Here is a 22,509-nt window from a genome sequence, read left to right on the forward strand (position 1 = left end):
GTCGCGGTCTCGCCATGATCGACGTCGGACGCGCCGTTCAGCAGATTCCTGGCGAAGGCGGCATCGCCCTCGTTGACGCTATCGGTCAGGGCCGCCGCAACTATCGGCGCATCGTTGGTACCGGTGACGTCGATCGTCAACGTCGCGGATGCGGTCGCGCCGTGGGCATCGCGCATCGTGTAGGTAAACACGTCGAAGGCATGCTCGCCCTGCGTCAGCGTCTGGGTCGCGGCCTTGGTGTTGACGAGCGTGTAGGTCCAGGCACCGCTGGTGTCGATTGTCACGCTGCCGTAAGCGCCGGTGACCACGCTGGCCACGTCACCGGTCAGGGGCCCGGTCGGCGTTCCGCTGGCGACGCCCTGCACCGTCTTGCTGTCGCCGGTATCAACGTCGAGATCGTTGGCGAGCACATTGCCCGACGCGGTATCGACACCGTCAAACGCGGTATTCTCCGAGTTCACACCCTGCTCGGTCACCGGCGCGCCCGAATTGACGTCGGTCGCAGCGACCGGCGCCGCATTGGCCATCGGCATATCGTTGGTGCCGGTGATATCGATCGTCAACGTCGTCGTCGACGTGCCGCCATGATTATCGGCTTCGGTATAGCTGAAGACGTCGCTGGCGTGCGCGCCTTCCGCCAGCGCGTCGGTCAGCGGATTATGGTTGTCGAGCGTGTAGGTCCACGTGCCATTGTCGTAGAGGACCAGCGACCCGTAAGTGCCGACGATGACCGTACCGACGCCGGTCGTCAGCACGCCGCTCAGCGTACCCTTGGCAACCCCGATGACGTGATGGGTATCGGAAAGGTCGACGTCGGTATCGTTGGCGAGCGCGTCGCCCGACGTGGTCGAGACGCCGGCCAGCACAGTATTGTCGCTGTCGTTGCCCGCCTCGACGATATGGCCGACGTCGGCGTCGGCAACGGCGACCGGCGTATCGTTGGCGCCGGTGACGGTGATCGTGACGGGCCGGGTCGAGGCGACATGATGCTCGTCGCTCACGGTGATGTCGTAGGTGACTGTCAGTGTTTCGCCATAGGCCAGGAAATCAAACACGCCATCGGCCGCGCTGTAGCTGAAACCGACCGAGCCGAGGCCGGTGCCCGTGCTGTCGTGTAAGGTCAGCGTCAACACGCTCGCCGCCGTCAGCACGCCCTCCAGGTTACCGCTGAGAGACAACGTATGGCCGCTCGAATCGTGCCAGGCAAACGCCGGTTTTGAACCGACCGCCCCATGCGTGTCGCTCAGATCGACGTCGCGGAACGCCAGCGAGCCCCCGGCGGTGTCGGAAGCAGTTGAGCCGGTTGTGTTCGTCCGCTCCGCGATCGGATGCAAGGCGGTCCCGGTGGCGCCGGAAACGTCAACTGCGACTTCCGGCGCGTCGTTGCTGCCGGTGACGGTGACGACGACATGCTCCGTCGCGAGACCGCCATGAAGGTCGTCGATCTCCACCGTATAGGTCAGCGTGACCGACTCGCCGTCGGCGAGATAATCGAAAAATTGATCCGACGCCGAGAAGGTCCAATGTTGCGAACCCGGCACGCCGCCGGTGGTATCGCTCAATGTGCCAAGCGACAGCCAGCCCAGTTGGTCGGAATGACCGGCGAGACCGGTCGTCACCCCTGATGCAGCGACATCGGTGATGGCGACATCGTGCGCATCGGTCAGATCGACATCGGTGAACTGGATCGTACCGAAGGCCTGGTCCAGAGCCTGCGAATCGTGGGTGTCGACGCGTTCCGCGATGGTGCCGATCTGATCGTCGCTGGTGATCGTCGGCACGTCGTTGGTGCCGATGACGGTGACGTCGGCGCCGTTGATCGAGATGCTGACCGGCGTGTACACCACGCCGCCATGGCCGTCGTCGACCTTGATGACGTAGTTGAGGATCAGCGTCTCGCCCTTGGCGAGGAAATCGAAGGCATGGTCGGCGATGCTGTAGGTCCAGGTCGCCGAACCGTTATGGCCGTTTCCGCCCCCCTGCACCACTTTCAAGGGAACCTTGACGGTCGCAATCGCGTCCAGCTGCGCCTGCGTCAGCGTCGCGGTGACGTTATGGCCCTGCGCGTCGAGATATCGGAACGGCTCGTTGGTCGAGAGCGCCGCACTCACCACCGGACGGTCGGTCAAATCGCTATCGGTAAAGGTGACGGTGCCCGAGATCGTATCGATGGTGGTATTGCCGGTGCCGTCCCGCTCGATGACGGTGCCGCCGCGGGTGGCAACGGTCGGCGCATCATTGGTGCCGGTTATTGTGATGGTGAAGGTCTTGAACGTGATCTCGTTGTTCGCCGCGAAATTATTGTCGACCCGCGCGATGTAGGTCAGCGTCAAGGTCTCGCCGGCGGCCAGGAAGTCGAAGGCGCCGTCCGGGACGCTGTAGGTCCAGGTCGCCGTGCCGCGGTTTTTTTGGTTGGGATCCTGCACCACGATAAGCGGCACTTCCACCGCCTTGATCGCAGCTACCTGATCAGCCGTCAGCGATGCGGTGACGTCGCTGTGCTGCGCGTTCGCATACTTGAACGAGGCAAAACTCGCCTGGGCGGTCGGCACGTCGCCCGGATTGAGGTCGTAATACGCGATCTCGCCGGTCAACGTATCTTGCGCGGCACTGCCGGTCAGGCCTGCGCGCTCGGTGAAAGCCGCATTGGAGGTGACGACGTCAGGCGGCCCCGGAATGTGGTCGGTCGATCTGACGGTCGTGTTGGTGGTCGTAGGAATGGGCGTGTCGATAATCGGGGTGACCGTCAGCGTCACGGGCACGGTTTCCCCGCCCGCCAGTCTGATGAACATGGTTTCCGAAATCGGCGCAGAACCAAGACGCTGCAGCGTTTGCGGATTGTTCAGGTCGGTGAATTTCAGCTGGAAGACATCGGAGATGATCTTCTGCGCATCGGGCGACAGCTGCACGGACGACAGGAAGTTGACCGTGCCCTGGCCGCTGACGATGGTCTGCGTTCCGGCCTGATTGACAGTCGCGATCGGCGTCATCGTGGTCTTGTCGAACAGGATGTAGGAGCCGGTGGTGCCGTCGGGTTCGACCAGCACCTGGAACTTCGCCGGCGGCGCGCCACCCTGGCCCGGCACCACGAAATCGATTTCGACCAGCACCGCGGTGCCGCGGATGCCCATGGTCGCAACCGGCGTGTCGACCTTCATGTCGCCCTTCTTGGCGGTCGCGCCGGCGACGAACGAGATGGTGCCCTGCACCAGGCTGATCAGCGACGAATTGTTCGACCCGTTCGGGTCGTAGATCATTTCGTTCAGCACCATCTTGGCGTTCGATGCGAGACCGAACACGCTGCCGTCGATGAAGGTGATGCCGAGCGTCGAATCGGAACCGGACTGGACCACGTCGCCTTTGTTGACGTTGTCGCCATTGTTCAGAATGATCGAAACGCCGTTGCGGATCGCGGTCGCGGTGCCGACCAGCTTGGTGACATGGCCGATGACCTGGGCCACGCTCGGGCTACCGTCGGCCTGCGCCAGCTGGGTGTGACCGGTCAGCGCGTTGACAATATCGCCGGTCAGATGGGCGCCATCGGGGGATGCCAGGGCTGCGCGCTTCTCACCCTTGAAATAGTCATGCAGCACCAACTCGCGGCCGTCGCCTGACAGAAGAACGAGGTCGACACCCGCGCGCTTGAAATCGCCCGTGAAGAGCAAATGGGCGTCTGGAACGATAATGGCGCCTGACGGCGCATGCGTGGAGACGCTGTCGACCTGGAGGTGCCCACCCAGGTGAGCGCCGTGGCCGTCAGGCAGCACGTCGGTAAATTTACCGGCCAAAGTCAAATGAGCCCCGCCGCCGCTAAGGTTAATGCAAATACAATATTCAAAGGTCTAAGCTTGCTTATCATGGATGGTCTATTACGGAACCATCCATTTTTTGTGCAATTTGCTTAGGTTAGAGCCATTTTCCAGATCAGTCTTCTATATTTTTCTCAAGCAGGCCTAGTACTCCTCTGCCATACACGGAGGAATACATAGTTAAGTTTGAGCCTAGGAGAGATTAGTTGAGGTGTTCGCAGGAAAACGTCTTCGATCTATACATATCAATTCTTTTCCCCCGTAAAACCCCGGTATATCTCGGTATATGATGCCATTTTCCAAGTCAAAACTGTGACTTGGCTTACAACTCACGCGAATCTGACCAAGTCAGGCATATTAACCTGAAAACAAGGATAACGCACGGTTAAGCACCATCCCATGGATAGGGCAGTCACGGCTCCGCATAGGTTCGATAAAATTTTCTGGAAACCGGCGAGGCAAATTTTAAGCTGTTTCGCGCTTTCCGGCCCGAGATCGCAGGTTTTAAGCAGATCAAAAGCCCACCTACCCACTATGCCCCCAGCGAAATGATCCGGTCACGAGTAGGTTAACGAGCCTGCCGATAATGCCCGGACTAGGGGTGTCAGATGGCAATATCAGTGAAGTCGCGTGCGTTGCGCGCAGCGTTCTTTGCGTGCGGCCTGGCCTGGTTCGGGCCAGCAGCGGCGGCCGGAACGCTGCTCTCCCCCGGCACGGCGGTTCTGATCAAGAAATCCACCCAGCCGTTCGGGCAGCCCACCGCGATGCTTCTCGACGGCGGATTGCACGAGAAATGGCAAAGTGTGCAGCGCCGCCTCGACGATGAAATGGTGCAGCTTGCGCTGTGCGAGGGCGACCGCGAAGGCTGCGTCTCGCCGGCCGCGCTGCAATTCCTCGCCATCATCGACGCCGCCAAACTTCGCGAGGGCCGCGCCCGGCTCGGCGAGATCAATCGGGCCATCAACCTTGCGGTCCGCCCGATGAGCGACCTCGCACAATATGGCCAGCTCGACGTCTGGGCCTCGCCGCTTACGACGCTGACGCGGGGCGGCGACTGCGAGGATTACGCGATTGCGAAATTCGTGGCGCTGCGCCGGGCCGGCATTGCGCCCGACGATCTGCGGATCGTGATCATGCGCGACACCGTCCGCGGCGAGGATCACGCGGTTGCCGCCGCGCGTCTGGACGGGCACTGGCTGACACTCGACAACCGCCGCATGGCGATGGTCGAGGATTCCGACATCCGGAATTACCGACCCACCTTCGTGATCGATCAGCACAGCGTCATGCGATACACCGATGCGCCCGTGCTCACCGCCGCATCCGGCAATCCCGAAGCGCCGGTCGTCATCAGCGCGCTGGCAGCGCGCGACCTTGTCGCGCCTGCCGATCAGGCTGCGACGAAAGCCGATTGAGCGATTTCATTCCCCGGCGACGATTGAAACGCCGCACGACCAGCGCCGCGGCCGATCGACTTGGTGTCGCCATGCGCGCCCCAGGATCCGCATCTGGAATATCGGATACAAGACGTCCTGCAATTTTCATTGCGTGATCAGCGAGAGTCATCATGCCATGCTGCGGTGCAGCCGGAACGCATCCTGCATTCTGTTTGGCGAAAACATGACGATACAAATTTTCTCTTTTTCTTTTCGTGCTCGCGCTTGATTGACGCCGTCGTTCCCACCGGCATACCATTCCGACAGATCCGCTAGAGATCATTGGAGGGGACTAGGATGACGCGTTCGCCATGCGGTGATTCTGTTTGCCGTTTTTTTCCTGAAAGCTTTTCCAGTTTGCATCGGCCGGTTCGCCTTGCGCTGGCGATCGGGCTAGGGCTGGCGATCTCCTCTACGGCGGCGCTCGCGCAAAGTCCCGCCAAGGGATCGCCGGAGCACATCAAGGCCGTCACCTCGGCAGTCGACGGCGCCTCGATCAAGGCCAACACCGCGACATCGAACGACTGGCCGACCATCGGCCTCGACTATGCGGAAACGCGCTTTTCCAAGCTGAACCAGATCAACACCGACAACGTCAAGAAGCTCGGCCTGGTGTGGAGCTATCCGCTCGAATCCTCGCGCGGTGTCGAGGCAACCCCGGTGGTCGTCGATGGCATCATGTACCAGACCGCCTCCTGGAGCGTGGTGCATGCGATCGACGCCCGAACCGGCAAGAGACTCTGGACCTTCGATCCCGGCATCGACAAGGAGAAGGGCTACAAGGGCTGTTGCGACGTCGTCAATCGCGGCGTGGCGCTCTGGAAGGGCAAGGTTTTCCTCGGCGCCTATGACGGCCGCCTGATCGCGCTCGACGCCGTCACCGGCAAGGTCGTCTGGGAAAAGGACACCATCGTCAGCAAGAAGCACTCCTACACCATCACCGGCGCGCCGCGCGTGTTCAACGGCAAGGTCGTGATCGGCAATGGCGGCGCCGAATATGGCGCGCGCGGCTACATCACCGCCTATGACGCCGAGACCGGCAACCAGGCCTGGCGCTGGTTCACGGTGCCCGGCGATCCCTCAAAACCGTTCGAAGATGAATCGATGGCCGCAGCCGCCAAGACCTGGGATCCGGCCGGGAAATACTGGCTCAACGGCGGCGGCGGAACGGCGTGGGACACCATCACCTTCGATCCCGACCTGAACATGGTCTATGTCGGCACCGGCAACGGCTCGCCATGGAATCGGGACATCCGCAGCCCATCCGGCGGCGACAATCTCTATTTGGCCTCACTGGTGGCGCTGAACGCCGACACCGGCAAATACATCTGGCACTATCAGGAAACCCCTGGCGATCATTGGGACTACACATCGACGCAGCCGATGATCCTGGCGGACATCAACATCGACGGCGCGCCACGGAAGGTCATTCTTCATGCGCCGAAGAACGGCTTCTTCTTCGTCGTCGACCGCACCAACGGCAAGTTCATCTCGGCCAAGAACTTCGTCGATGTGAACTGGGCGACCGGTTACGACGCCAATGGCCGACCGATCGAAGTGCCGGCCGCGCGTGGCAAGGAGCCCTATGACAGCGTTCCCGGCCCGTACGGCGCCCATAACTGGCATCCGATGTCGTTCAATCCGCAGACCGGCCTCGTCTATCTGCCAGCGCAAGGCGTGCCGCTGAATCTGACGCCGGAAAAAATGTTCGTTCACAACGCGCCGACTCCCGGCAAGTTCGGCGCCACCACCGGCTGGAATGTCGGCATGGTGCTGGACGCTGTCCCGCCGAAGAATCCGGCGTTCGGGCGCCTGCTGGCGTGGGACCCCGTGAAGCAGAAGGAAGTCTGGCGCGCCGAATATGTGGCGCCATGGAACGGCGGCACGCTGACAACAGCGGGCAATCTGGTATTCCAGGGCACGGCCGACGGACGCTTCGTCGCCTATAACGCCACGACCGGCGAGAAGCTCTGGGAATCGCCGACCGGCTCCGGCGTCGTGGCGGCGGCCTCGACCTATATGCTCGACGGCAAGCAATATGTGTCGATCGCGGTTGGCTGGGGCGGTGTGTTCGGGATCGCGGTACGCGCCACCGAATTGCGCAGCCCGGGCACGGTCTACACGTTTGCGGTCGACGGCAAGGCGCCACTGCCGACTTTCGTGAAGTATCAGACCGAAGGCCTGCTTGCGGGCGTCAAGTACGACCCGAAGGACGTGCCCGACGGCACCAACCTCTATGTCGCCGCCTGCGCCACCTGCCACGGCGTACCCGGCGTCCACAATGGCGGCAATGTCCGTAACCTCGGCTACGTGCCCAAGGAGACCATCGAGAACCTCAAGGACTTCGTGTTCAAGGGTCCGTTCCGCGACCAGGGCATGCCTGACTTCACCGGCAAGCTGACCGAAGCTGATGTAACGAAGATCGCCGCTTTCATCCAGGGCACGGCAGATGCGATCAGGCCGAAGCCGGCCGAAGCCGCGGGACAGCCGAAGCAGTAGCGACAACCGTCATTGCGAGCGAAGCGAAGCAATCCATTCTTCCTTTACTTAGTACGATGGATTGCTTCGTCGCTTCGCTCCCTTGCACAAACGCTTTGCGTTTGTCGCAGGCAATGACGGAAGCCGTGCCGGCACCAGCGGGGACACACAGACAAAAAAGGGCTGCGCGAGGTGATCGCGCAGCCCTTCGTCGTTTGGAAGGCGAACCTTCGGATGGCGAGCCTTAGAACATCAAGCCTTCCTTCACCAGCACCCAGCGGCCGTTCTTGACCTGCTGGACCTGGGTAACGGTGGTGGCGAGATGGTTGGTCTTCGAGAACACGGTCGGCGGCGAACTGAAGATATCCTGGAACTTGTCGCCGGACTCCAGCGCGTCAAGCAGCTTCTGACCGGTCAGATCCTTGCCGGCCAGTTTCACGTAATGCGCAAACGTCATTACCGCATTGTAGCCGATGATCGCCTGGGTATTTGCGTCGGTGCCGAAGCTCTTCTTGTAGTTGACGAGCCAGTCCTTCACTTTTCCCTTCGCGGTGTCTTCGTAGGGAATTTCGAAGCCTGAAGCGGCATAGAGCCCTTCCACCGCTTCCTTGCCGAGCGCCGGCACTTCGAGCACGTTCACCGGCGTGGCGCCGAGGAAGGTGACATCCCATCCGAGCTTCTTGGCTTCGCTCATCGTGCCGATCGGCTCGCGGAGCACGGCGCCCAGGACGACCAGATCGCAGCCGTCGGATTTCATCTTGGCGACCTGCGCGCTGAAGTCGGAAGCGCCGCGCTTGTAGCTGGTGATCGAGGCCGGTGTGACCTTCATCGCGGTGAGTTGCTGGTTGAAGCCATCGAGCACGTTCTTGCCGTACTCGTCGTCCTGATACATGATGCAGGGCTTCTTGAAGTTCTTTGCCTCCATCATGTATTTGACGGCCGCGCGGGTGCTCTCGACGTATGGCAGCAGGTTGTTGAATTTCAGCCGTTCCTGCGGCTTGGCCGGATCGAACTTGAAGGTGAATTCAGCCGCCGTCAGCGGAAACAGCTGCATCACCCCCGCTTCGAGCAAAATGTCCTGCGAGGCGAGCACGGTGGGCGATCCCATCGGGCCGACCATCGCGAAGATCTTGTCGCGCTCGACCATCTTCTGCGACGCCAGCACCGCCTTCTTCGGGTCGTAGCCACTGTCCTCCACGATCAGCTTGATCTTGCGCCCGTTGATACCGCCGGCGGCGTTAACTTCCTCAACCGCCATCTTCATGCCGTTGGAAACCGGAACGCCCCAGCCCTTGATGGGGCCGGACAGATCCTGATGGGTACCGATGACGATCTCGGACGCCGAGATGCCTTCATTGGTGATTTTGGTTTGGGCGTAGGCCGGCAAATGGGTCAGCGCAAGGGCGCTCACCGCAAGGCACAACGCCCTAGACGATTTCGACATTGCAGTCTCCTCCTCGTTGGCCCGTGTTGAGCGAAGGGTGGGGCCTTCTCGTCCTTCGCCGTTTCTACAAATTTTGCTCAAACTTCGTCCGTTACGCCACCGCCCGTTCGCCGTACATGGCGCCGATCTCGGCCGCGTAACGCTTGTTCACAAAACTGCGCTTCAATTTCATCGTCGGCGTCAATTCCTCATCCTCGGGCGTCAGCTGACGCTCGATCAGGAAAAATTTCTTGATGGTCTCGACCCGCGCGAAGTTGACGTTGACCGCCTCGATCTCGCGCTGGATCAGGTCCTGGATCTCGGGCGCGCGGCACAGGCTCGCGTAGTTGGTAAAGGGAATGTCGTGGTCCTGCGCGAACTTCTCGACATTCTCCTGGTCGATCATGATGAGACAGGTGAGGAACGGCCGCTTGTCGCCGATCACTACCGCGTCCGAGACGTAGGGCGAGAATTTCAGCTGGTTCTCGATCTCGGACGGCGTGATGTTCTTGCCGCCCGAGGTGATGATGATGTCCTTCATCCGGTCGGTGATCTTGACGAAGCCCTCATTGTCGATCGAGCCGACGTCGCCGGTGTGCAGCCAGCCTTTGGCGTCGATGGTCTCGGCGGTCTTTTCCGGCTGGTTGAGGTAACCCATGAACAGGAAGTCGCCCTTGATCAGGATCTCGCCTTGCGGGGAAATCGCGACCTCGCCCCAGGGCGCGGCCTTGCCGACTGAACCCAGCTTCATGCGGTCGGGCGGCATCACGGTGGCCACACCGCAATTCTCGGTCTGGCCGTAGACCTCGCGCATGTCGATGCCGAGCGCGAGATACCAGCGGATCAGATCCGGCGCGATCGGCGCAGCCCCAGTGAAGGCCAGACGGCAGCGATCGAGCCCGAGCATGCGGCGGATGTTGCGGAACACCAGCCAATAGGCGAACTGATTGGCGATCCGCAAGGTCAGCGGCGGCGTTTCGCCATCGAGCTTGCTCTCGGTCACGCGATTGCCGATTCCCAGCGCCTGGCGGTACATCCAGTTCTGGAACGGCGTCGCGTCCTTGAGTGCAATCGTGATGCCCGAGTAGAATTTTTCCCAGATCCGCGGCACCGCCAGGAACGCGGTCGGCTGCACTTCGCGCAGATTGTCCGGCACGGTTTCCGGGCTTTCGGCGAAATTCATCACCGATCCCAGCGCCAGCGAAATGTAATAGCCGCCGATCCGCTCGGCGACATGGCAGAGCGGCAGGAACACCAGCCGCTCTTCGGCGTCGGTGGAAGGGAACAGATCGTTGGCGTGGCGCATCTGGTGCGTGACGCTGCGGTTGGAATGCATCGCGCCCTTGGGCGGACCGGTCGTGCCCGACGTGTAGACGAGGATGGCCAGATCACCCGCGCCACGACTTGCGATCATCGCATCCCACAGCGCCGGATCGTCGTGACTGTGGTTGCGCCCGAGGGCGGTGAATTCGGCCAGCGACATCACCATCGGGTCGCTGAACCCAGAGAGACCTTCCATGTCGAACACGACGATCTTCTGCAGGGTCGGGCAGCGTTCGCGGCACGACAGGATCTTGTCGAGCTGCTCTTCATCCTCGGCGAAGATAACGCGCGTCGAGGAATCGTTGATGAGGTATTCCACCTGGACCGACGAGTCGGTTGGATAGATCCCGGATGAGACGCCGCCGGCGCAGAGGATGCCCATGTCGGCATACACCCATTCGGGAACCGCGTTCGCGATGATCGACGCGACGTCGCCCGGCTTGAAGCCGGTGGCATGCAAGGCGTAGGCGATATCCTTCGATATCTGCAGCCACTGCCGCCAGCTGGTCGGCTGCCAGATGCCGAACGTCTTTTCGCGGATCGCCGGCCGGTCGCCGCGCGTTTCCACGGCCAGCAAAAAGCTCTTCGCGATCGTGTCGGCGACCGTCAGCACTGCCGGTCTGGCCATGCGTCTTCCTCCCTCTCCGCCTGCATCCGACGCCGGCCTTGTCAGCCGGTCTTGCTTTCGGAGCTGGCTCGAATTTAGCTCAAAATCACTAGGAGCGCCAACGTCTTAACTGCGTCGTTTAGCGCCATGTCTTCTTCTTTTTCCAGCGTCGCTCACCGCGAGCGCCCTCTTCCTTGGCGCCGAGATAGAATTCCTGGATGTCCTTTGAATGCATCAATCGTTCGCAGCTGTCGTTCATGACGACCCGGCCGATTTCCAGCACATAGCCATAATGCGCCGTCTCCAGCGCCACCTTGGCGTTCTGCTCGACCAGCAGGATCGACATGCCCTGCTCTTCGTTGACGCGCTTGATGATGGTGAAAATCTCCTTCACCAGGATCGGCGACAGCCCGAGCGAGGGTTCGTCCAGCAGCAACAGCGTCGGCCGGTTCATCAACGCGCGCCCGATCGCCAGCATCTGCTGTTCGCCGCCGGAGAGCTGTCCGGCCGGCTGGTTGATGCGTTCCTTCAGCCGCGGGAAATAGCCGTAGACCCGTTCGAGATCCTCGGCGACGCCGTCGCGATCCTTGCGCGGATAGGCGCCCATCATCAGGTTCTCGCGCACGGAGAGGAACGGGAACACCTCGCGCCCCTCCGGCACGTGGCTCAGGCCCAGCCGCACGATCTTGTCGGCTTCCACGCGCTGGATCGATTTGCCCAGAAATTCGATCGAGCCCTTCTGCGGATCGAGGATGCCAGAAATGGTTTTCAGAACGGTGGTCTTGCCGGCGCCGTTGGCGCCGAGCAGTGTGACGATCTTGCCACGCGGCACTTCGAGGCTGATGCCCCTGATCGCCTGAATTGGCCCGTAATAGCTCTCGATATTGCTGAGCTTCAGGATGATGTCGGGAGCGCTCATGGCATCATCCTCATGCGCCGAGATAGGCCGCGACGACGTCGGGATGGCGCTGCACTTCGGAAGGTGACCCCATTGCGATCACCTTGCCGTAGTTCAGTGCGATCACCCGGTCCGACACCCGGTTCACCAGCGACATGTCGTGCTCGACCATCAGCACGGTGATGCCGAGGTCGGTTTTCAGGTCGCGGATCCAGAACGACATGTCGCCGGTCTCCTCGACGTTCAGCCCGGAGGATGGCTCGTCGAGCAGGATCAGCTTCGGCTCCGAGCACAGCGCGCGCGCGAGCTCAATCACCTTGCGGACGCCGTAGGGCAGCCCCGAAATCAGCTTGTCGCGATAGACTTCGAGGTCGAGGAACTCGATCACCTGCTCGACGCGGCGGCGATGCGCTTTTTCGTGGGCGCGCACGCTCGGCAGGAACAGCAGTTCCTGCCACAGCTGCGTGGTGGAGTGACGGTGCCGGCCGACCAGGAGATTGCTCAACATCGTCGCGTTCTCGAACAATTCGATGTTCTGGAAGGTGCGGGCAATGCCGAGGCCGGCAATTTCGTAAGCCGGCTGCTGGGTGATGTCCTGATCCTCGAAATAGATCTTGCCCGAGGTCGGCGGGTAAATGCGCGAGATCAGATTGAAGATCGAGCTCTTGCCGGCGCCGTTGGGGCCGATGATCGAGAGAATCTCGCCCTTCTCCACCGCGAAGCTGACGGCATCGACCGCCTTGAGGCCACCGAAGTGCAACGACAGGTCTTCGGCCCGGAAATAGCTCATCGGTTCCGCTCCGACTTCACATAGATTTTCTGCCGCTTGAAAGTAGCGCGCTTGTAGAGCGGGAACAGCTGGAAGAAGAGCTTTATCTTCAGCCAGCGTCCGTAGAGGCCAAGCGGCTCGAACAGCACGAACAGCACGATGATCAGGCCGTAGATCGCGCCCTTGAGGCCGTTGGCGGAAGCGATGGCGGCGGCCTTGTCCTGAATGTGAGACGCACTCTCCTTGCCCGCGCCAAACGTCGAGGCGACGCCCGCGATCATGCCGGGCAAGTCGTCCTTCAGATAGGTCAGCAGCGGATCGATCATGACCAGGAAGATCGCGCCCAGCACCGCGCCGTGCAGACTGAACGAGCCGCCGATCAGGATCACGATGATGAACTCGATCGAGAGCAGCAGCGTGAACATTTCCGGGCTTATGAAGGACAGTTTGTGGGCGAACAGGCAGCCCGCGAATCCGGTGATCGCGGCGCTGATCGCAAACGACTTCACCTTGTAGAGCGAGACGTTGATGCCCATGCTGCGCGCCGCCGTCTCGCTGTCGCGGATCGCGACGAAGGCGCGACCGGTCGGCGAACGCAGGAGATTGAGTGTGCCGACGATGGTCAGGATCAGGAAACCCAGACACAGGAAATAGAAGGTCGGGCTATCGCGCGATATCGCCATGCCGAACACCTGCATGGTCTTGACGCGCATACCCTCATTGCCATGGGTCACGCTCTCCCAGCGCGCCAGGATTTCCTCGACGATGAAGGCAAAGGAAATCGTCGCAATGACCAGATAGATGCCCTGCAGCCGCAGCGCCGGGAATCCGACCAGCGCGCCGACCACGCCGGTCAGCAGGCCTGCGGCCAGGAAATACACCGGGAACGGGACGTTGTATTGCTGCAGGAAGGCCGCCGTATAGGCGCCGATGGCGAGGAAGGCGGCGTGGCCCAGCGACGCCTGCCCGGTAAAACCGGTCAGGATCATCAGCCCGACGCCGACGGTGGCGTAGATGCAGACGAACACCAGCTGGCTCATGATATAGCTGGAGAGCACAAACGGCGCGACCGCCAAGAGTGCCAGCAGCACGCCGTAGGTGACCAGATAGCCGCTGTGCGGCATCAGCCGGATGTCGTCTTCGTAGTCGGTCTTGAAGAGAAAACGCATCTGCCTCTAAACCTTCTTGCGCGTGTGCACGCCGAACAGGCCTTCGGGCTTGAGCAGCAACACCACGAGGAGAACGAGGTAAGGCGCGACGTCTTTCCAGCCTTGCGGCAGATAGAAGCCGGCCATGCTCTCAATAACGCCGATCAGGATGCCACCGACCACCGCACCTGGAATCGATCCGAAGCCGCCGAGCACCGCGGCGGGAAACGCCTTCAGTCCGAGCACCAGCCCGACGTTGGAATGAATGAAGGTGATCGGCGCCAGCAACACGCCGGCGGCTGTTGCGACCGCCGCGCTGATCGCCCAGACGATCGACACCACCCGCTTGACCGGAATGCCCATGTAATAGGCAGCCAGCATGTTCTCGGAACTGGCGCGCATCGCGGTGCCGAGCGTGGTGCGGTTGAAGAACAGATAGAGCAACCCGCAAAGGATGACGGTCGCGGCGATCACCGAAAGCTTGTCATAGGCCAGCACCAGCGAGCCGATCCGCAACACGCCCTGGCTGAACGGAGTGTCGATCTTGAGATCGTCGGTGCCCCAGATCATGCCGGCGATGGAGCGCAGGAAATATCCGAGCCCGATGGTTGCCATGATGATGGAAAACTGGGGATAGCCGAGGATCGGACGCACCACCACGCGTTCGGCCAGCATGCCAAACAGCGCCATGCAGATGACAGCGCCGGCGAATCCGAGCCAGTAATTGAGGCCGAGCATACCGATGAAAGTGAAGGCGAAGAAACCGCCCAGCATCATCAAATCGCCCTGGGCGAAATTGACGACCTCGGTGGCCTTGTACACCAGCACGAAGCCGAGCGCGATCAGGCCGTAAACGCAGCCAAGCGCGATGCCACTCACCAGTTGCTGAACGAAGTCCAGCATTGATTCCCCTCCCCCGGATGCCCCGCGATTCTACGGATCGCCTTAACGCATCCTGTCTTCGCGCTCTTGTGTCGAAGCGCTGAAGCCACATATGTCCGTCCCCATTGAGACCAAAGCGCCGACGACTGTCAACAGAGCGCTGGTTGCGGCCCGCCTTAACAATTGCGCAGAAATGCCGCAGGGCGGAAGTTGCCTTGGAAGCGTTCATATCGGCGCGATTTGGGGTCTTCGATTCACCGCACCGAAAGTTCTTGGGTCCATGGTTCGCGGCGACACATGAAACCCGGACCGTCCCGACCTCATGAACCCCGATGTATCAGCGCTGCAGGTGCGAGGGTTAACGAAGCGTTTTGACCGCCCTGCGGTCGATGCGCTCGATCTCACCGTCCACCGCGGCGAATTCTACGCCCTGCTCGGCCCCAACGGTGCCGGCAAGACCACGACGTTGCGCATGGTGGCCGGCCTGCTGCGGCCCGACGCCGGCTCTGTCTCTATATTGGGCATCGATGCGCTCGCCGATCCCGTCGCCGCCAAGCAGATCATGGCGTGGGTGTCGGACGAGCCGATGATTTATGACAAGCTGACGCCACTGGAATATCTCGAATTCGTTGCCGGCCTCTGGGGCGTCGATGCCTCGATTGCCGAATCCTCCGCGCAGGATCTGCTGGTGTCGCTCGGGCTTCAGCCTCATCTTCACGAACGATGCGAAGGCTTTTCGAAAGGCATGCGCCAGAAGGTGGCGCTGGCCGGTGCACTGGTCCATGACCCCCGCCTGATCATCCTCGATGAACCCCTCACCGGCCTCGACGCGCTGTCTGCGCGTCACGTCAAGGGATTGCTGCAGGCACGCGTCCGCGCCGGCTGCACCGTGATCATGACGACGCATATTCTCGAAGTCGCCGAACGGATGGCCGACCGGATCGGCGTTATCGCCGCGGGCCGGCTGGTGGCCGAAGGCACGCTCACCGAATTGCGCCAGCAGAACGGCCGCAACGACACCAGCCTCGAAGACATGTTCATCGCACTCGTCGACACCGACGCGGCCGCATGAGCTCGGCCACTGATCTCACCTGGTTTGCCCGGCACGAAATCCGGCTGGCGTGGCGCGAATGGCTCGCCATGATGACGGGCGCGCGGCGAAAGCGAACGCGCGCCGTGATCGGGCTGCTCGTGCTCGCCGCCTTCCTGCATCTGCCAGCCTATGCGGTGATCGGCCGCTTTGCCGATCTGCAAGCCCCGCTCGACAAGCCGACGCTGATCGTCATGTCGGCAACGATCTTCCTGGCCTGGGCCCTGATGCTGTCGCAGGCGATCGAATCGGTGACACGCGTGTTCTATGCGCGCGCCGACCTCGATTTGATCATGTCCTCGCCGGTCAGGCTGACCAACATCTTCTCGGTGCGGCTCGCGGCAATCGCGCTCTCGGTCACGGCCATGGCGCTGCTGTTGTCGAGCCCCTTCGTCGACGTTCTCGTGATCGGCGGCGGCATCAGGTGGTTTTCCGCGTTTGGCGTCGTCATCGCCATTGGCCTGTCGGCCGCGGCGGTTGCGATCGCGATCACGGTATTATTGTTTCGCTTGATCGGCCCGAGCCGGACGCGGCTCGCCGCGCAAATTCTCGCCGCCGTCATCGGCGCGGGTTTTGTCATCGCGCTGCAGGTCGCCGCGATCCTCTCCTACGGCACGCTGTCGCGGTTCACGGTGCTGACGTCGGACGCTGCGGCGGCCTACGCCCCCGATTTCGACAGTCCGCTATGGTGGCCGGCGCGCGCCGCGATCGGGGACGGCGAAGTGCTCTCGCTTCTTTTGTCCGGCAGCCTCGTGCTGCTCGGCGGCGTGATGGCGGTCTTCTCGCCGAAATTTGCCGGCACCGTCGTCAGCGCTTCGGCAACAGCGACGACGATCCGTCGCGGGTCGCGCGCTACCTCGTTTCGCCGCGGCTCGCGGCAGGCCGCGCTGCGCTGGAAGGAGTTCATGCTGCTGCGGCGTGATCCCTGGCTGGTGTCGCAGAGCCTGATGCAATTGCTCTATCTGGTACCGCCGGCGCTGATGCTGTGGCGCAGCTTCTCCGATAGCTCGGCCGCGACCGTCCTCGTCACGCCCGTGATCGTGATGGCGGCCGGACAACTCGCCGGCGGTCTCGCCTGGCTGACGATTTCAGGCGAGGACGCGGCCGATCTGGTCGCGACCGCCCCGATGCCGCCCGGCAGCGTGATCCGTGCCAAGGTCGAAGTGGTGATGATCGCGATCGGCGTCATCTTCGCGCCCCTGGTGGCGGCACTGGCCTTGGCCTCACCCCTGCAGGCAGCGGTCACTGCCATCTTTGTCGTCATCGCCACCGTGTCGGCGGCCGCGATCCAGCTCTGGTTTCGCGTCCAGGCCAAACGCAGCCAGTTTCGCCGCCGCCAGACCTCGTCACGCATCGCAACGTTCGCTGAAGCGTTCTGCTCGATCGGATGGGCGGCGACCGCGATCCTCGCCGTCACCATCCCGATCGCCGCCGTCATCAGTGGCGCCATGACCGCGCTGATGCTGGCCGGGACGTGGAAGATCAGCCCGCGAAGGGGTTGAACGCTACTGCTTCTCCAGCTTCGCCCGTTCGATCACGTCGCCCCAGCGCTTGATCTCCTTTTCAATGAACGGGATCATCTCGGCCTTTTGCAGCAGCATCGGGCGGGTACCGACCTTTTCGAAATGCGCGCGAACCCGTTCCGACGTCAGCGCGGCGTGCGCGGCGGCGGCCAGCCGGTCGACGATCGGCGCCGGCGTTCCCGCCGGCACCATGATGCTGGACCAGCTTTGCGTCGTCATCTCCTTCAGGCCAAGCTCAGCCATGGTCGGCGCATTCGGAAACGCGCGCAGACGTTCCGGCGCGGTCGTGGCCAGCACCTTGAGCTTGCCCGCTTCGACATGCGGCCCGACCGAAACCGGATAATCGAACATCACATCGAGGCGACCGGCGATCAGGTCGTTTAGTGCGGGCGCGCTGCCCTTGTAGGGCACGTGCAGCATCTCGATGCCGGTCACGGTCTTGAATAACTCCGCGACCAGATGCGTCGCGGTGCCGACGCCCGACGAGCTGAAGGTCACCTTGCCCGGATTCGCCTTGGCGTAGGCGATGAACTCCGGCACTGAATTGTATGGCGCGCCCGCAAAGGCCACGAACAGGTTCGGGCTTTCGCCGACCAGATGCACCGGCACAAAACTCTTGAGCGGATCGTAGGACAGCTCCTTCCGCAGCGTGACATTGGCCGCCATGGTGCCCTGCGTGCCGTAGATCATCGTGTAGCCATCGGGCTTGGCGCGCGCCACCTGCTCGGTGCCGACCGTGCCGCCGGCGCCGCCGCGGTTATCGATCAGCACGGATTGGCCGAGCGTCTTTGCCATTTCCTCGGCGACGATACGGGAGGTTGTGTCGGTGATTCCGCCCGGCGCGAACGGCACGACCCAGGTGATCGGGCGGGTCGGGAATTCATCGGCGAGGACTTTGACGATCGAGGCCGACGCGATTGCGCAGATCGAGGCGAGCCATATCGCGAGCACGACAAAACGCTTCGCCATCGAATTCCGCCCTGTGAAAATTCTTTTGCTTTCGCAGCAGGATGGAGGTTTTCGACGCGCATGGCCATGCGGCAAAGTCGACCCAAGCGTTGACCTAAGCCTTGACCAGCTCCATCACTGCGGCGGCAAATGCTTCCGGTGCTTCCTGCGGCAGGTTATGCCCCGCACCCGGCACGATGCGATGAACGCGACGGCCGGTGAATTTGGATGCGCTGGCGCGGCCGTCGCTCGCGGGCAGGACGCCATCGGCATCGCCGTCGAGCGTCACCGACGGCACCGTGATGGGCGGCAACTGCGCCAGCCGGCGCTGCAGGTCGGTATATCTGGAATCGCCGGCCGCAAGACCGAAGCGATGCCGGTAGCTGTGGATGACGACGTCGACATAGTCGGGATTGTCGTGCGCCCGCGCGGCGCGATCGAAAATGGCATCGTCGAAATCCCAGCGCGGCGACCACTGGTCCCACAGGATCCTGGCGATCTCGCGCCGGTTGGCGGCCAGCCCGGCGCGACCACGTTCGAGCTGGAAATAATATTCATACCAGAGTGCCGCTTCATACTGCGGGCTGAGCGGCACCATCGCGCGGGACAAATCCTGGATCAGATAGGAGTTCACCGTCACGAGGCCCGCGCAGCGATCGGGCCATAGCACGGCAGCAACGCTCGCCCCGCGCCCACCCCAATTATGGCCGGCGAACACGGCGCGCTTGATCCCGAGCGCGTCCATCAGCGCGATGAGATCGGCGCCGATCGCCGCCTGCTCGCCGGAGCGCAAGGTCGCGGGATCGCGGAAGCGCGTGGTGCCGAAGCCGCGCAAATAGGGAACGATGACACGGCAGCCTTGGCTCGCAAGCTGCGGCGCGACGTCGACATAGGAATGGATGTCGTAGGGAAAGCCGTGCAAGAGGAGTGCGACCCCGGGCCGTCCGCGGGACCGTCCTCGTAATAGACAATGTTGAGCACACCGGCATCGACTTGGCGCAGCGGCTCGAGCCGTTTCGACGACGGCGCGCGCGCCGGACGCGCGGCCGGCTCGCCTTGTGCAAACACCTTGGCAGCCACTCCGGATAGAGCCACGCCGAGAATGAGCCGGCGTCGGCTGTCGACTGAATCAGACATCACTTAGGCCTTGATCAATTCCAGCACCGCCGCTGCAAACGCCTCGGGCTCTTCCTGCGGCAGGTTATGCCCGGCGCGCGGCACCACCCGATGAACCCGGCGGCCGGCGAATTTCGGCGCGCTCTTGCTGCCGTCGGTGGCCGGGCTCACGCCATCCCCGTCGCCATCGAGTGTAATGGTCGGCACCACGATCGCGGGCTGCGCCACCAACCGGCGCTGCAGATCGGCGTATTGCGGATCACCTTCGGCAAGGCCGTAGCGATGGCGATAGCTGTGGATCACCACGTCGACATAATCAGGGTTGTCGTGCGCGACTGCGGTCCGCTCGAAGCAGGCGTCGTCGAAATGCCAGTTCGGCGACCATTGCTGCCATAATAGTTTGGCGATCCCGCGCCGGTCGGCGGCAAGGCCGGCCCGTCCGCGCTCGAGCTGGAAATAATACTGGTACCAGAGCGCCACCTCGCGGTCCGGCCGCGCCGGCACCATCGCCTTGGCGATATCCTGGATGTTGTAGCCGTTGACCGACACCAGGCCGATGCAGCGCTCCGGCCACAATGCCGCGCCGATGCAGGCGGCCCGGCCGCCCCAATCATAACCGGCGAGCACCGCGCGCTTGATGCCGAGCGCATCCATCAGCGCCATCAAATCCGCGCCCAATGCCGCCTGCTCGCCCGAACGCCGCGTCACCTTGTCGCGAAACCGGGTTGGCCCGTAGCCGCGCAGATAGGGAACGATGACGCGGCAGCCCTCGGCGGCAAGCTGCGGCGCCACGTCCACATAGGCGTGAATGTCGTAGGGAAAGCCGTGCATCAGCATCACGACCGGTCCATCCGCCGGCCCCGCCTCGTAATAGGCGATCTTGAGCACGCCGGCATCGATACTGCGCAGCGGCTCCAGCCGCTTCGAAGAAGGGGCGCGCGCGGCAATTTGGCTTGGCGTGGAAGCTTGTTCGGTCAAGGCGTCACTCCGTTGTGGCATCCGGCGACACGGTATCGCCTAACGCCGGTGAAGCAAATGCGGCACAGGAGCTGTGCGCGATTGACATCATGACGGGCGCTGAATTCGGCGATACAGTATGCCAGCGGCCGTTGCCGCATACGGGTCATGCCATGCTGCGATCGCTTGCGCTTGCCACAGCCTTCCTCGGTTCGCTGATCATTCCGGCGACCGCGCAATCGCCGCTGCGCAGCGAATGCCTGGCGATGGCCAACGCCCCGCCGCGGGCTGTGCCGGTCAGCCTCCGCCGCACCGCGGCCAAGGTGGAGGAGGTCGCGATCACTTATGTCGGGCATTCCACCTATTACATCGACACGCCCGGCGGCGTGCGGATCGGGACCGATTTCAACGGCTACTACCAGACCGGGCGGCTGCCCGACGTCGTCACCATGAACCGCGCGCATTCGACGCATTTCACGCTGTTTCCCGATCCCAAGATCAAGCATGTGCTGCACGGCTGGGGCGACAAGGGACAGCCTGCGCTGGTCGGCCTGCGCGTCGACGACGTCTATATCCGCAACGTGACCACCGACATCCGCCGCTACTACGGCGATGGCGCCGGCGGCGAGATGATCCGGGACGGCAACTCGATCTTCATCTTCGAGGTCGCCGGCCTCTGCATCGGCCATCTCGGCCATCTGCATCACAAGCTCGACGACAGCCATTTCGCCGCGATCGGCCGGCTCGACATCGTGATGGTTCCGATCGACGGCACCTTTACGATGTCGCTCGATGGCGTCTCCGAAATCACCAAGCGCCTGCGCGCCTCCGTCGTGCTGCCGATGCATCGTTTTGCGACCCCGCTCGACGAATTCATGCGGCTGATCGGCAAGCAATTCGAGATCGACCAGCGCAGCCAGCGAACCCTGAAGATCTCGCGGGAAACGCTGCCCACCACGCCCACGGTGATCATTCTCGACGGGGTCTGAGCCGGCACGACAACGATAACAATAATCAGGGAGTGACCATCGATGGCCGTCAGCACTGCACCCGCCTCGAGGAGCGGGCTCTATGCCGATCCGCGCGAAGACTGGTTGGCGCAACATACCGAGGAGATCATCGATCCCGACCGCCCGATCGTCGACCCCCACCATCATCTCTGGGACCGCGGCGGGCTGCGCTACTTGATCGAGGAGATGGCGGCCGACATCGCCTCCGGCCACAACATCATCGCGACCGTCTATGTCGATTGCCGCTCGATGTACCGCGCGCACGGGCCCGAGGCGTTCCGGCCGGTCGGCGAAGTAGAATTCGCCAACGGCGTCGCCGCGATGGCCGCGAGCGGCGGATACGGCAAGGCTGCGATCTGCGCCGGCATCGTCAGCCACGTCAATCTGCTGCTCGGCGAGGACGCCAGGCCGGTGCTGGAGGCGGAGATCGTCGCGGGCAACGGCCGCTTCCGCGGCATCCGGCATTCCGCGGCGTGGGATGCCGATCCCGATGTCGCAGGCATGTATGCAACACGGCCGAAGGGCCTGCTGCTCGACGCAACCTTCCGCAAGGGGTTCGCCTGTCTCGCCCCGCTCGACCTCAGTTTCGAAGGCTGGCTGTTTCATCCGCAGATCGGCGAACTCACTGATCTTGCCCGCGCCTTTCCGGAGACGAAGATCGTGCTCGACCATTGCGGCGGCCCGATCGGCATCGGCAGTTACGCGGGCCGGCGCGAAGAGATCTTTCCGGTCTGGAAGGCCTCGATCCAGGAAATCGCCAGATGTCCCAATGTCGTGGTCAAGCTCGGAGGGCTTGCGATGGCCCTGCTCGGCTATGACTTTCATCTGCGGCCGAAGCCGCCGACCTCGGAACAGGCCGCCGCTGCGTGGCGCCCTTATATAGAGACGTGCATTGAAGCCTTCGGACCCAGCCGCTGCATGTTCGAGAGCAATTTTCCGCCGGACAAGGGCCAGTGCAGCTATCAGGTGATCTTCAACGCCTTCAAGCGCCTCGCGGCGCAATACAGCGAGGCCGAGAAGACGGCGATGTTCTCGAAGACGGCGACGGACTTTTACAAGTTGAAGCTCGCCTAGTTCACGGCCGGCGTGAGC

15 protein-coding genes and 1 pseudogene are annotated in these 22,509 nt (G+C 62.5%); 6 read left to right on the forward strand and 10 right to left on the reverse strand.

Translation table 11 applies throughout. From position 1 onward, the window contains the following. Positions 1–3,794, reverse strand: a 3,794-nt coding sequence (locus JQ575_RS40395; protein ID WP_212038735.1) for a VCBS domain-containing protein, incomplete at its 3' end; no start/stop codon positions are given. A gap of 623 nt (positions 3,795–4,417) precedes the next feature. On the opposite strand from JQ575_RS40395, the gene JQ575_RS40400 reads away from it, so the two are divergent. Together JQ575_RS40400 and JQ575_RS40405 are read left to right on the forward strand one after the other, a co-directional pair. Next, on the forward strand, positions 4,418–5,224 hold the full coding sequence (locus JQ575_RS40400; protein WP_212038736.1) for a transglutaminase-like cysteine peptidase: 807 nt from the start codon (positions 4,418–4,420) through the stop codon (positions 5,222–5,224). Between the two features lie 420 nt (positions 5,225–5,644). Further along, a complete protein-coding gene (locus JQ575_RS40405; protein ID WP_409364880.1) occupies positions 5,645–7,744 on the forward strand; it encodes a PQQ-dependent dehydrogenase, methanol/ethanol family in 2,100 nt (699 codons plus the stop codon). 223 nt (positions 7,745–7,967) lie between these two features. Here the strand turns inward: JQ575_RS40405 and JQ575_RS40410 are convergent, their stop codons facing one another. The 6 genes from JQ575_RS40410 to JQ575_RS40435 all read right to left on the reverse strand — a co-directional run bounded on the left by JQ575_RS40410 (position 7,968) and on the right by JQ575_RS40435 (position 14,794). Continuing rightward, complete coding sequence (locus JQ575_RS40410) at positions 7,968–9,167, reverse strand: ABC transporter substrate-binding protein (protein ID WP_212038738.1); 1,200 nt, start codon at positions 9,165–9,167, stop codon at positions 7,968–7,970. A 91-nt stretch (positions 9,168–9,258) separates the two neighbouring features. Continuing rightward, positions 9,259–11,097, reverse strand: a complete 1,839-nt coding sequence (locus JQ575_RS40415; protein WP_212038739.1) for a long-chain fatty acid--CoA ligase — start codon at positions 11,095–11,097, stop codon at positions 9,259–9,261. Between the two features lie 118 nt (positions 11,098–11,215). Next, positions 11,216–11,995 carry an ABC transporter ATP-binding protein gene (locus tag JQ575_RS40420; RefSeq protein WP_211999311.1) on the reverse strand — a complete coding sequence of 260 codons (780 nt, stop codon included), beginning with the start codon at positions 11,993–11,995 and terminating at the stop codon, positions 11,216–11,218. 10 nt (positions 11,996–12,005) lie between these two features. Continuing rightward, positions 12,006–12,764 (reverse strand): ABC transporter ATP-binding protein, encoded by a 759-nt coding sequence (locus JQ575_RS40425; RefSeq protein WP_212038740.1) that lies wholly within the window; start codon positions 12,762–12,764, stop codon positions 12,006–12,008. After that, entirely contained in the window at positions 12,761–13,912 is a 1,152-nt protein-coding gene (locus JQ575_RS40430; RefSeq protein WP_192737012.1) for a branched-chain amino acid ABC transporter permease, read from the reverse strand. Before JQ575_RS40430 ends, JQ575_RS40425 begins: the two co-directional genes overlap by 4 nt. A 6-nt stretch (positions 13,913–13,918) precedes the next feature. Further along, positions 13,919–14,794: a branched-chain amino acid ABC transporter permease gene (locus JQ575_RS40435; protein WP_212038741.1), complete on the reverse strand. Its 876-nt coding sequence runs from the start codon at positions 14,792–14,794 to the stop codon at positions 13,919–13,921. A gap of 301 nt (positions 14,795–15,095) precedes the next feature. Here JQ575_RS40435 and JQ575_RS40440 point away from each other — a divergent pair, with 301 nt between their 5' ends. Both JQ575_RS40440 and JQ575_RS40445 read left to right on the forward strand, forming a co-directional pair. Then, complete coding sequence (locus JQ575_RS40440; protein WP_212038742.1) at positions 15,096–15,845, forward strand: ABC transporter ATP-binding protein; 750 nt, start codon at positions 15,096–15,098, stop codon at positions 15,843–15,845. Then, positions 15,842–17,365 (forward strand): permease, encoded by a 1,524-nt coding sequence (locus tag JQ575_RS40445; protein ID WP_212038743.1) that lies wholly within the window; start codon positions 15,842–15,844, stop codon positions 17,363–17,365. The genes JQ575_RS40440 and JQ575_RS40445 overlap by 4 nt, the downstream gene beginning before the upstream one ends. 3 nt (positions 17,366–17,368) lie before the next feature. On the opposite strand, the gene JQ575_RS40450 is transcribed toward JQ575_RS40445, so the two are convergent. From JQ575_RS40450 to JQ575_RS40460, 3 genes and pseudogenes are all read right to left on the reverse strand, one after another. Further along, positions 17,369–18,355, reverse strand: coding sequence for a tripartite tricarboxylate transporter substrate binding protein (locus tag JQ575_RS40450; RefSeq protein WP_212038744.1), 987 nt, complete (start codon positions 18,353–18,355; stop codon positions 17,369–17,371). Positions 18,356–18,449: 94 nt separating this feature from the next. After that, positions 18,450–19,471, reverse strand: a pseudogene (locus JQ575_RS40455) (alpha/beta fold hydrolase). 3 nt (positions 19,472–19,474) lie between these two features. Next, the gene (locus tag JQ575_RS40460) at positions 19,475–20,359 is read right to left on the reverse strand and encodes an alpha/beta fold hydrolase (RefSeq protein WP_249167229.1); all 885 of its coding nucleotides are present in this window, start codon (positions 20,357–20,359) and stop codon (positions 19,475–19,477) included. A gap of 221 nt (positions 20,360–20,580) precedes the next feature. Here JQ575_RS40460 and JQ575_RS40465 point away from each other — a divergent pair, with 221 nt between their 5' ends. Both JQ575_RS40465 and JQ575_RS40470 read left to right on the forward strand, forming a co-directional pair. Then, positions 20,581–21,396, forward strand: a complete 816-nt coding sequence (locus tag JQ575_RS40465; RefSeq protein ID WP_212038746.1) for an MBL fold metallo-hydrolase — start codon at positions 20,581–20,583, stop codon at positions 21,394–21,396. 42 nt (positions 21,397–21,438) lie between these two features. After that, the gene (locus tag JQ575_RS40470) at positions 21,439–22,491 is read left to right on the forward strand and encodes an amidohydrolase (protein WP_212038747.1); all 1,053 of its coding nucleotides are present in this window, start codon (positions 21,439–21,441) and stop codon (positions 22,489–22,491) included. Positions 22,492–22,509: the final 18 nt, after the last annotated feature.

It is taken from the genome of Bradyrhizobium sp. JYMT SZCCT0428 (genome assembly GCF_018131075.1).
GTDB lineage: Bacteria > Pseudomonadota > Alphaproteobacteria > Rhizobiales > Xanthobacteraceae > Bradyrhizobium.